Here is a 621-nt window from a genome sequence, read left to right as displayed (position 1 = left end):
GTAGTAAACTTAATACTCCGTTGTGTTCTTCTATGGTAATATGTCTAAATCTTACTGACCTACTTGGAAATAAATTTAAATTTTCAACTCGTCCATAATTTACCGGCAATATATTCATCGCATTTGTTAGTGCCGTCATGCTAAATGCTGTATTTGTAAATGGATTTTGCATTCTTTTTCCCCCTTATTAATTTAAGTTACACTCCCTTGCGGACAATGATCCCTCGTCCTTCAAGTTGCTTTATTGCTGCAGCTTTTTGCTCTTCAGTGATACCTGTTGGCCACACAATTGCATGATCTGCTAGCATTGCACCACGAGCAATAATTACTCCTTTACTATTTTCCTTTGCGTTTACATCGCTTGCTATTACACCTATCACTGTTTGTGTACCATCTGTGGCAGTTGGATTTATTATCTTAACCATGCTATCTTTATCGAGAGCCACTACTGTACCAAGCTTTAGGTTCTGCCCTTTTGCTACTGTTATTTGGTCTCTTGAATATAGACTTGATGCCTCATACTTTAATAAGTCACCCAGATTATTTTGTTTGCTTATACAACTCATAAATTTCTCTCCTTAACTGCTTACCGCCGCTTTTATCAATGCTATATACGGCGGT

The 621-nt window shown here is 37.4% G+C and carries 2 protein-coding genes; both read right to left on the bottom strand.

Going from position 1 to position 621, the window contains the following annotated elements; translation table 11 throughout:
- Positions 1-172: major capsid protein (locus ACIPNH_RS01065; protein ID WP_400771083.1), on the bottom strand; the 172-nt coding region annotated here is incomplete at its 3' end.
- A 25-nt stretch (positions 173-197) separates the two neighbouring features.
- A complete protein-coding gene (locus ACIPNH_RS01060; RefSeq protein WP_400771080.1) occupies positions 198-566 on the bottom strand; it encodes a head decoration protein in 369 nt (122 codons plus the stop codon).
- Positions 567-621: the final 55 nt, after the last annotated feature.

Source organism: Wolbachia endosymbiont of Drosophila barbarae (assembly GCF_044752445.1).
GTDB lineage: Bacteria > Pseudomonadota > Alphaproteobacteria > Rickettsiales > Anaplasmataceae > Wolbachia > Wolbachia pipientis.
Note: the sequence above shows the minus strand (reverse complement) of the source record. Positions and strands in the feature narration are given on the sequence as shown.